At 59.8% G+C, this 9,344-nt stretch carries 9 protein-coding genes; 6 read left to right on the forward strand and 3 right to left on the reverse strand.

The window, feature by feature from the left end; all coding sequences use genetic code 11:
• The coding region (locus tag ACEW8J_RS00280; protein WP_373489628.1) for a hypothetical protein at nt 1-750 on the reverse strand (750 nt) is incomplete at its 3' end.
• A gap of 610 nt (nt 751-1,360) precedes the next feature.
• Nucleotides 1,361-1,696 (reverse strand): hypothetical protein, encoded by a 336-nt coding sequence (locus ACEW8J_RS00285; RefSeq protein ID WP_373489629.1) that lies wholly within the window; start codon nt 1,694-1,696, stop codon nt 1,361-1,363.
• Between the two features lie 360 nt (nt 1,697-2,056).
• Here ACEW8J_RS00285 and ACEW8J_RS00290 point away from each other — a divergent pair, with 360 nt between their 5' ends.
• The 4 genes from ACEW8J_RS00290 to ACEW8J_RS00305 all read left to right on the forward strand — a co-directional run bounded on the left by ACEW8J_RS00290 (nt 2,057) and on the right by ACEW8J_RS00305 (nt 7,048).
• Nucleotides 2,057-3,598 (forward strand): flavin-containing monooxygenase, encoded by a 1,542-nt coding sequence (locus ACEW8J_RS00290; RefSeq protein ID WP_373489630.1) that lies wholly within the window; start codon nt 2,057-2,059, stop codon nt 3,596-3,598.
• Nucleotides 3,599-3,687: 89 nt separating this feature from the next.
• A complete protein-coding gene (locus ACEW8J_RS00295) occupies nt 3,688-4,020 on the forward strand; it encodes a PilZ domain-containing protein (protein ID WP_373489631.1) in 333 nt (110 codons plus the stop codon).
• A 55-nt stretch (nt 4,021-4,075) separates the two neighbouring features.
• Nucleotides 4,076-5,590, forward strand: coding sequence for a flavin-containing monooxygenase (locus ACEW8J_RS00300; RefSeq protein WP_373489632.1), 1,515 nt, complete (start codon nt 4,076-4,078; stop codon nt 5,588-5,590).
• 39 nt (nt 5,591-5,629) lie between these two features.
• On the forward strand, nt 5,630-7,048 hold the full coding sequence (locus ACEW8J_RS00305) for a M17 family metallopeptidase (protein WP_373489633.1): 1,419 nt from the start codon (nt 5,630-5,632) through the stop codon (nt 7,046-7,048).
• Nucleotides 7,049-7,158: 110 nt separating this feature from the next.
• On the opposite strand, the gene ACEW8J_RS00310 is transcribed toward ACEW8J_RS00305, so the two are convergent.
• Nucleotides 7,159-7,689 (reverse strand): Crp/Fnr family transcriptional regulator, encoded by a 531-nt coding sequence (locus ACEW8J_RS00310; protein ID WP_373489634.1) that lies wholly within the window; start codon nt 7,687-7,689, stop codon nt 7,159-7,161.
• A gap of 63 nt (nt 7,690-7,752) precedes the next feature.
• Here ACEW8J_RS00310 and ACEW8J_RS00315 point away from each other — a divergent pair, with 63 nt between their 5' ends.
• Together ACEW8J_RS00315 and ACEW8J_RS00320 are read left to right on the forward strand one after the other, a co-directional pair.
• Nucleotides 7,753-8,478 (forward strand): SDR family NAD(P)-dependent oxidoreductase, encoded by a 726-nt coding sequence (locus ACEW8J_RS00315; protein ID WP_373489635.1) that lies wholly within the window; start codon nt 7,753-7,755, stop codon nt 8,476-8,478.
• Complete coding sequence (locus ACEW8J_RS00320; protein ID WP_373489636.1) at nt 8,475-9,143, forward strand: TVP38/TMEM64 family protein; 669 nt, start codon at nt 8,475-8,477, stop codon at nt 9,141-9,143. Before ACEW8J_RS00315 ends, ACEW8J_RS00320 begins: the two co-directional genes overlap by 4 nt.
• Nucleotides 9,144-9,344 lie beyond the last annotated feature (201 nt).

Consider the following 9,344-nt stretch of genomic DNA (forward strand, 5'->3'; position numbering starts at 1 on the left):
GGCGCCGCGCTGCGCCGGGATCTGCTCGGCTACACGATCGAGCCGGGCGAGCAGCGCCAGCAGCAGCCGGCTGTCATAGCGCCGCCGCGTCGCCACCACCTCGCCATGGTAGAAGACTTCCTCCTCGACCCCCTCGATCGCCCGCTCCTGCAGCGTATCCTGCGCGACCTCGCGCGCGAGCAGCAGCGCCGCCAGCCACACCCGGGCAAAATCCGGGTCGCGCCGCTTCAGGTCATAGGCCGACTGGCGCGAGTGCTGCACATAATGAGCCGCCGCCCCGACATTGCCAGTGCGGGCGAGGGCTTCGAGGAATTTCACGCGCAGGTCGGGGTGCCAGCCGTCGTGGCGGGTGGCGCGGGTGGGGATTTCGTCGTCCTGAACTCGTTTCAGGATCCAGTCCGTCTTACCACTATCATCCGGTTCGGCCGTGCGGGGTCCTGAAACGAGTTCAGGATGACGAGTGTGTTCTCCGCCGGGAGCGGCATTCTCAAGCCCCTCCTCTTCAGAGGAGGGGTTGGGGTGGTTTCTCTCGGCAGAGCGCGGTCCTCCCGTCTCCAGTCCACCCCCGTCGGCACCACCGCCATTCGCTGACGCGAGCGATGCTGACGCATCGCCACCACCCCCATCCCCTCCTCTGAAGAGGAGGGGCTTGTCCGGGTCGCCACCTTCTTCTTTTCCCGCACCCTGCGCCGTTCGTTCTGAGCCGGTCGAAGGGCCCAGGCGCCGCACAAATTCATCCTGATAGGTCATCGGTCATTCTCCTTGTAGGAACCATCGCGACAGCCGCAGGGGTGCGGTTGTGGCGATATGGTTCTTTATAGGGAGTTAGGATAACCTATCTGGTTTGGTGTAGGAAAGCATATATAGCGTTATCAGGCAGCTTGTGAAACATTCGCCTAACTGTGAACGATCGGTCGGTGATATGACGAAAACGGCTCTTGTAGATTATTCGAGCCATTCTATGGATTTAGAATGCCCAACAGATGAAGCGGAAGTGGAAAAATTAATTGCACCATTGAGGCCCGCGAATCCCGAGCTTAGTTATAAACTTGAAGCAGAAAGTTTTAAATTTCCTCGTTTGTTTTTCGAGGACAATTTAGGATTTACGCATTTTGCGGAATGCCATGAGTAGGTCCCTTAGGTTGCCTCCTTATCTCTCTTATCCCTCTCCCTGAAGGGAGAGGGTTGTGGAGACTTGGCAGCTTGCTGCCTAGTCGAAGCTGGGTGAGGGTTTATCGGACCATTGTGGCGAAGCGACCCACCACCCGAACACCCTCATCCAACTGCGCCTAGCCGCCTTCGCCAAGGCTTCGGCGGCAAGGCTGCGTATCCTTCTCCCTCACGGGAGAAGGGGCGTGGCTCACCCCAGCCCGGTAATCTCCATCACCACTCTCACAAACACAAAACCCAATACCACATACACCCCCGCCCGGAACACCGGATAGGGAATCCGGGCCTTGCCGGGGTAGCCGTCGGGGTGGACGACGGCGACGCGCTCGCCGATCACCGGCTTGGGGAAGGGGGTGTAGAGCGGGTCGCGGACCTCGATAAAGCCGCCGTGGCCGTCGGGCAGCAGCAGGATCGCGGCATACATGGTGGCGCCGCGCTGGCGGCTGCGGTGGTGGCGGACGATCTGGGCGGTGGCGCGGCGGGTGCCGTTGCGAATGAACAGCAGATCGCCGCGCAGCATGTGCACCAGTCCCGCTCCCGCCAGCGCGAGGCCTATCCAGAGGAATATCGTTTCGATGGCGCGGCGCTATCATGGTTTTGCGAGGGTGTTAAGTACCCTCTCCCTCAAGGGAGAGGGACGCGCAAACTTGGCAGCTTGCTGCCTAGTCGGAGCTGGGTGAGGGTGTACTGCACCTGAGTGGCACGGCAGCCTACCAGCAGAACGCCCTCATCCAACTGCGCCTAATCCTTCGGATAAGGCTTCCTATCCTTCTCCCTTGAGGGAGAAGGGGGAAGGGATGGCGCGCGGCTTAACCGCTCAGTTAAATCCCTGATTGCAACTGATCGCCGGCAATGGCATAAGGCAGCAAAAGCTGGGAGAGACGGCATGGCTACACAGATCGCGCAACATGACAATAACGGAGCAGATTCCTCGGGGCAATCGGTCGACGTGCTGATCGTCGGGGCGGGGATTTCGGGGATCGGCATGGCGGTGCATCTGCGCGACAAATGTCCGGGCAAGCGCTTTGCCATCGTTGAGCGGCGGGACGAGATTGGTGGGACCTGGAACCTGTTTCAATATCCCGGTATCCGCAGCGACAGCGACATGCACACATTGGGCTTCAAGTTCGAGCCGTGGACCGAGCAGAAGTCGATCGCCGACGGGCCGGCGATCATGAACTATCTGCACCGGATCAAGGCCAAGCATGATCTGGAAAAGCATATCCGTTTCGGTCACAAGGTGCTGTCGGCGAGCTGGTCGAGCGAGGAGGCGCGCTGGACGGTGACGGCGGAGAAGGCGGACGGGTCGCAGGCGGTGCTATACGCCAATTTCGTCTATATGGGCGCCGGCTATTATGATTATGACAATCCCTATGACGCGCAGATCGAGGGGCTGGACCAGTTCAAGGGCGAGGTGGTGCACCCGCAATTCTGGCCGAAGGATCTCGACTATGCAGGCAAGAAGGTGGTGATCATCGGCAGCGGCGCGACGGCGGTGACGATCGTGCCGGTGCTGGCGGAGAAAGCGGCGCATGTGACGATGCTGCAGCGCACGCCGACCTGGTATGCGGCGCGGCCGTCGAAGGACTGGCTGGCCAATGGCCTGCGCAAGATCATGCCGGAAAAATGGGCCTATAGCATCACCCGCTGGAAGAATGTGAAGATGCAGGACCTGACCTTCCGCTTGTCCCGCGACAATCCGCAGAAGGTGATCCGCAAGCTCGAGAAGCCGATGAAGAAGGAGCTGGGCGACAAATATGTGAAGGAAGATTACACGCCGCCTTACGGCCCGTGGGAGCAGCGCTTGTGTCTGGTGCCGGACGGCGACATGTTCAAGGCGATTGCCGCGGGACGGGCGGATCTGAAAACCGGCCATATCGAGACGGTGACCGAGAGCGGCATCACCCTGAAATCCGGCGAAGTGCTGGACGCCGACGTGATCGTCACGGCTACGGGTCTGAAGCTGGCGGTGGCCGGCAAGGTCGCGTTCGAAGTGGATGGCAAGCCGGTGCGCTGGCCCGACCATTATTATTACAAGGGCTGCATGTTCTCCGACATCCCCAATCTGGCTGTGGTGTTCGGCTATCTCAACGCGTCGTGGACGCTGAAGGCGGATATCGTGTCGGAATATGTCTGCCGGGTGTTGGGCCATATGGACGCGACCGCGACGCGGATCGCCAATCCGGTGCTCGGCCAGGAGCTGGAGCAGGAGCAATTGTTCGATTTCTCGTCCGGCTATCTGCAGCGCTCGATCGGCGAATTGCCGCGCAACAGCACGGCTATGCCGTGGCGGCTGAACCAGGATTATCTGTACGACCGCAAGGTGCTGCTCGATGATCCGGTCGACGACGGGGTGATCCAGTTTTACGGGCCCAATTCGCAGCAGGGCGCCGGTGACAGCGAACCGGCGCTGGAAGCGGCGGAATAGCCGGACTGGCCGTTGCGCAAGCCGGCGGCCGGGCGATTAACCCTTTGTTGAGCCGCCTGCGCTAAGCCCCTCGGCGAGGGGTGGGAACTATGGGTTACATGAATTCGCAATTCCGGGCGGTGACGCCGGCGCTGATCGAACAGCGCAAGGCCTATCGGCATCCGGTGCAGATCCAGAAGGCGGCGATCCGCCAGCATGGCAGGACCGCCAATACAGGCGAACTGGTCGATCTGTCGATCTATGGCTGCCGGGTGGCGAGCAACAGCCGCTTTGCCGAGGGTATCCGGGTGTGGCTGCGCTTCGAGGGCAGCAGCCCGATCCCGGCGACCGCGATCTGGTGCCGGGACGGCCATGTCGGCTGCCGCTTTGACGCGACGCTCGACCGGGCGCTGTTCCGCAGCCTGACCCTGATCAGCGAATAAACCTGCTCGAAACCACAGGCTTGCCAACTGACATCGATGTCAGTAATAGGGCAGAATGGAACATGAAATCATTGACGTCCTGATCGTCGGGGCCGGTCTGTCCGGTATCGGCGCAGCGGTTCACCTGACCAAAAGATGCAAGGGCAAGAGCTTTGCCATAGTCGAGGCGCGCGAGCGGCTGGGCGGGACCTGGGACCTGTTCAAATATCCCGGCATCCGCTCGGACAGCGACATGTATACATTGGGCTATAATTTCAAACCGTGGACCGCGCGCCGGGCGATTGCCGTCGCGCCGTCGATCCTGAATTATCTGCACGAGACGGTCGCCGAACATGGCCTGCAGGACAAGATCCGCTTTGGCCAGAAGGTGGTCGATGCCAGCTGGTCGAGCGCAGAGGCTTTGTGGACGGTGAGCCTGCAGCATGGCGACGGGTCGCTGAGCACATTGCAGTGCAATTTCCTGCACATGTGCTCGGGCTATTACAGCTATGACGAGGGCCATGATCCCGACTTCCCGGGCAAGGCGGATTTTGCCGGGCCGGTTGTCCATCCGCAATTCTGGCCCGACGATCTCGACTATGCCGGCAAGCGGGTGGTGGTGATCGGCAGCGGCGCGACCGCGGTGACTCTGGTACCGTCGATGGCGGAGACGGCGGCGCATGTGACGATGCTGCAGCGCTCGCCGACCTATATCGTGTCGCGGCCAGGCGAGGACAAATGGGCGCTCAGGCTGCGCAAATTCCTGCCCTCCAAGGCGGCCTATTTTCTGACCCGCTGGAAAAATGTCCTGCTCGGCCTGTTCATGTTCAATCTGGCGCGCAAGAAACCGGCAGCGTTCAAGGGTCGGCTGCTCGAAATGGTTCGCGAGGAAATGGGTCCGGGCGTCGACATGGACGATTATACGCCGAGCTACAATCCGTGGGACCAGCGATTGTGCCTGGTGCCCGACAGCGACCTGTTCGATGCGATCAAGTCGGGCAAGGCGTCGATCATCACCGATCATGTCGAACGGTTCACGAAAGACGGCATCCAGCTGAAATCGGGCAAGCTGCTCGAGGCGGATATCATCGTCACCGCGACCGGGCTGAAAATGCTCACTGGTGGCAGCGCCGCGATTTCGGTCGACGGCGAGCCGGTCCAATTCGGCGAGAAGATCAATTACAAGGGGGTGATGTTCTCCGGCATTCCCAATTTCGGCATGACCATGGGCTATACCAACGCCAGCTGGACGTTGAAGGCCGATCTGACCAGCGAATATGTTTGCCGCCTGATCAACCATATGGACCGCAAGGGCACGCCGATCGCGACCCCGACGCTGCCGGTGGGTGAGGCCATGGGCACCGAACCGATGCTCGATTTCAGCTCCGGCTATGTCCAGCGGGCGATCACGCAGCTGCCGAAACAGGGCGACCGCAAGCCGTGGCGGCTCAACCAGAATTTCCCCAAGGATATCATCAACCTGCGCCACAAGGCGGTGGATGACGGGGTGATCGTCTTTTCCCGGCCCGGGGCGGCGACCATCAGCTTGCAGGAGAAGCGGAAGGAAGCGGAAGCGATCGCCGCCGAATAGAGTCTCGCGCTCGCGATATTCTGTAGCTATAGCGATCAAATGACTGATTTTAAGGCATTGATCGAGGCCGATACCGGCCAGACCGCTCGTTCCATCCGGCTGCTGGATGTTGGCACTTTCGAAGACTGGCTGAAGGGCCAGCCGGACAGCATCCGGGCGATGGCCACGGCCTATCAATTTGCCGGCAAGGCGGACACGTTCCTGCTGCTGCCCCGGGTCGGCGGCAAGAATGACGACAAGTCGGCGGCAGACGATTTTTCGGTGGTCGCCGGCGTGGCGGATCATGAACAGCTCGATCCCTGGTCGCTGGCCAGGCTCGGCAGCAGCCTGCCCGAGGGCAAATATCGCCTGCAGGACAGCAGCGCCAAGCGCGCGCTGTTCGGCTGGCTGATCGCGCAGCATGAATTTGATCGCTACAAGGAACTGCCCGACCGGCAGGGCCCGAGCGTGCTGCTGGTCAAGGACGCGATCGCCCAGCGCGACGAGGCCGTCCGGCAGGCCGAAGCGACCGCGATGGTCCGGGATATGGTCAATACTCCGGCTGCGGACATGGGCCCGGACAAGATCGAGACGCTGGTCGACAAATTGTCCGAAAAGCATGGCGGCGAAATGAAGGTCACGCGTGGCGACACGCTGGAAGAGCATTTCCCGATGATCCACGGTGTCGGCAAGGCCGCGATGCGCGCCCATGCGCCGCGGCTGATCGAGCTGAAATGGGGCAGGGCCGACCATCCGAAAATCGCGATTGTCGGCAAGGGAGTGACCTTTGACAGCGGCGGGCTTTCGATGAAGACGGCCGCCGGCATGCTGCTGATGAAAAAGGACATGGGCGGCGCCGCCCACGCGCTCGCGCTTGCCAGTCTGGTGATGGAGGCGAAGCTGCCGGTGCGCCTGCACCTGCTGATTCCTGCGGTCGAAAATGCAATCGACGGCAACGCGCTGCGTCCCGGCGACATCTTGCACAGCCGCAAGGGGCTGACCGTCGAGATCACCAATACCGATGCCGAAGGCCGGCTGGTGCTGGGCGATGCGCTGACCCTGGCCGGGGAGGGAGAACCGGAACTGATCATCGATTTCGCGACCCTGACCGGCGCGGCGCGCGTGGCTTTGGGCCCTGACCTGCCGGCGATGTTCTGCGATAACCGGGAGATGGCGGACGGACTGTTGCAGGCCGGTGCCGAGGAAAGCGATCCGCTGTGGCAGATGCCTCTATGGTCCGGCTATGATGCGATGCTGAACAGCCCGATCGCCGACTGTGTGAACAGCGCCTCCGGCGGCTTCGCCGGTTGCATCACCGCGGCGCTGTTCCTGAAGAAATTTGCCCCGGAATCGGTGCCCTGGGCGCATTTCGACACCTTTGCCTGGCGGCCGGTGGCCAAGCCGGGGCGGCCGCTTGGCGGCGAAGCGCTAGGCCTGCGGGCGAGCTGGCGCTATTTGCAGGGGCGGTTTGGGCAATAGGTAATGACGGGTAGTGGATGGGTCGAGAGGCCGTTGCGGAGACAGAAGCTGTTGTTCAGCTAACGAACCATGTGTGGACATTGCTGGGAGCGGCGTTCCCGCAAGCTCCTCTACTTTCGCATACGGCGCTTGATCCGGCTTAGCGCCTGAGGCGTTATGCCGATGTATGCGGCCAAGTCTGACTGGCTGACCCGGTCAGCGATCCCAGGCGTAGCCTTCAACATCACTTCATAGCGACCTTCCGCTGATAGGCTGAGCAATTGATACTCACGTTCTTCTTTGCGTTTGCCGTAGGCTGAAAGAAATCCGACTAGCGCATTAGCGAGCGCAATATCGGTCTGAGCGGCGTCCGCCAGCACCTTGTAAGGCAATGCGATAGCCACTGTTGGTTCGCTTGCCACTAGGCTGAATGTGCAGGGATCACCGTCCACAAGCGCTGCCATGCTGCCGATGATAGATCCTTCAGCGAGGAAAGATTTGATGTGCTCTTTGCCATCCACGCGAATGTAATACGCCTTTAGGAGCCCAGATTTGACGAAATAGACATTCGAATCGGTATCGCCCTGCATAAAGGCATGATCACCTGTTGCTAGCGAGATTTCGCGCCCGTTCTTGATCACAAGTTCTTGAAATTTCGACAAATGAACCTCGGTTAATTACGGCGCGCGCTGTGTCAGCAATACCCTAGCGCCATGAAACTTGAAATGAAAACCATCGTATTGACCGGGGCAAGTTCCGGTGTTGGCTTGGATCTTTTGCGTGCGCTGGGCGGGGCCAACACAATCATCAATTTGTCGCGCCGCACGCCTCCTGAAGATGCCGTTTCACAGGCCCCGGGATTTATCCATATCGCCACTGATCTGGCAGATAGTTCCAGCGTGGCCGCCGCAATTGCGAGTGTTGTTGAACGCACGCCGCAAGGGATCGATGGCTTGATCAATTGCGCTGCAGTGCAATTCACCCCGCAGTTCACATCGGACGATTTCGATTCTGCCAGTATCGCCACTGAAATCGCGATCAACCTGACTAGCCCGGCTCAGCTGATCCATGGCTTGCTAGTTAGCCTGGGCCAAAAACCTGAGAGCTTCATCCTCAACGTCAATTCCGGTCTCGGCTTAGTGCCTAAGCGCGAATCTGCGATCTATTGTGCGACTAAGGCTGGGCTAGACAACCTCTCACGCGGGCTTCGGGCGCAATTGCAAGGAACCGGCCTTCAAGTAGGGCAAGCTTTTCTCCCGCTGGTCGACACGCCCATGACGACTGGTCGAGGCAATGGAAAACTTTCCTCGCGAGAGGTCGCACGGCAGATCATTAAAGGAATTGAACGCGGCGTCGATGACAATGACATCGGCAAAGCCAAGCTGCTGCGTATCGTCAACCGCCTATCCCCATCAATCGCAAGCCGCATAATGCAGAAAGCTGAATCATGAAAACGCTTTTGAAAGTCATGCTCACAATTGCAGTGATCTTCGCGTCAACTTTTGTTTTGGGCCGATTACTCGGCATTCTGACCGAAGAGAACGTGCGAACTTGGCTGGAAGTGACCAGCACATTGTCTGCGATTAGTGTGATTGCAGTTGTGGTCGGATTGCTAGCGATTGACCTGTTTGTTGCTGTGCCCACGCTTACCATTGTCATACTAGGCAGCTATTTCCTCGGCTTCGAGCTTGGATTTTCCGCAGCCATGGCCGGTTCGGCGATCGCAGCATTTGGCGGCTATGTCATTTGCCTGCGTTGGGGCGAAGATGTCTTGGCCAAGGTTATTCGCGATGACCAGCAGCGCTCGGATATGCGCGCTGCTTTCGAAGCGCATGGGCCAGGAATGATCATTCTCTCACGAGCTACGCCGATCCTACCAGAAGTCACCGCGTGCATGGCTGGACTGACAAGAATGCCGCTGCTGCGCTTCGCGATATTCTGGCTGATTGGGACGCTGCCTTACATGGGTATCGCCGCCTACGCCGGATCGGTCAGCACGCTGGAGGACCCCCGCCCCGCGATATTCGCTGCGCTCGGTCTCTACGGCGTCATGTGGATTGGCTGGTTCGTTTATCGCAAATGGTGGATGAAGGGCGGCGCGACAATCTTGGGATGAGCTGTGGGTGAATGTCAGCTTCCCATCCACAATCAGTCATTCGGCAGTTTCCTGATTAAGCACTGAACCACTGACCGGCTGACGCCGGTAGGTTCATGGCTTGGGGCTGAAGCCAGTTTTGTTTGGCTTGGTATGCTTGTCGAGATAATTGAGGATCACGTCGTCGGTAATATTGCCTGAGGTGGTGGAGAAATAGCCTCG

Source organism: Parasphingorhabdus sp. (assembly GCF_041748495.1).
Lineage (GTDB): Bacteria > Pseudomonadota > Alphaproteobacteria > Sphingomonadales > Sphingomonadaceae > Parasphingorhabdus.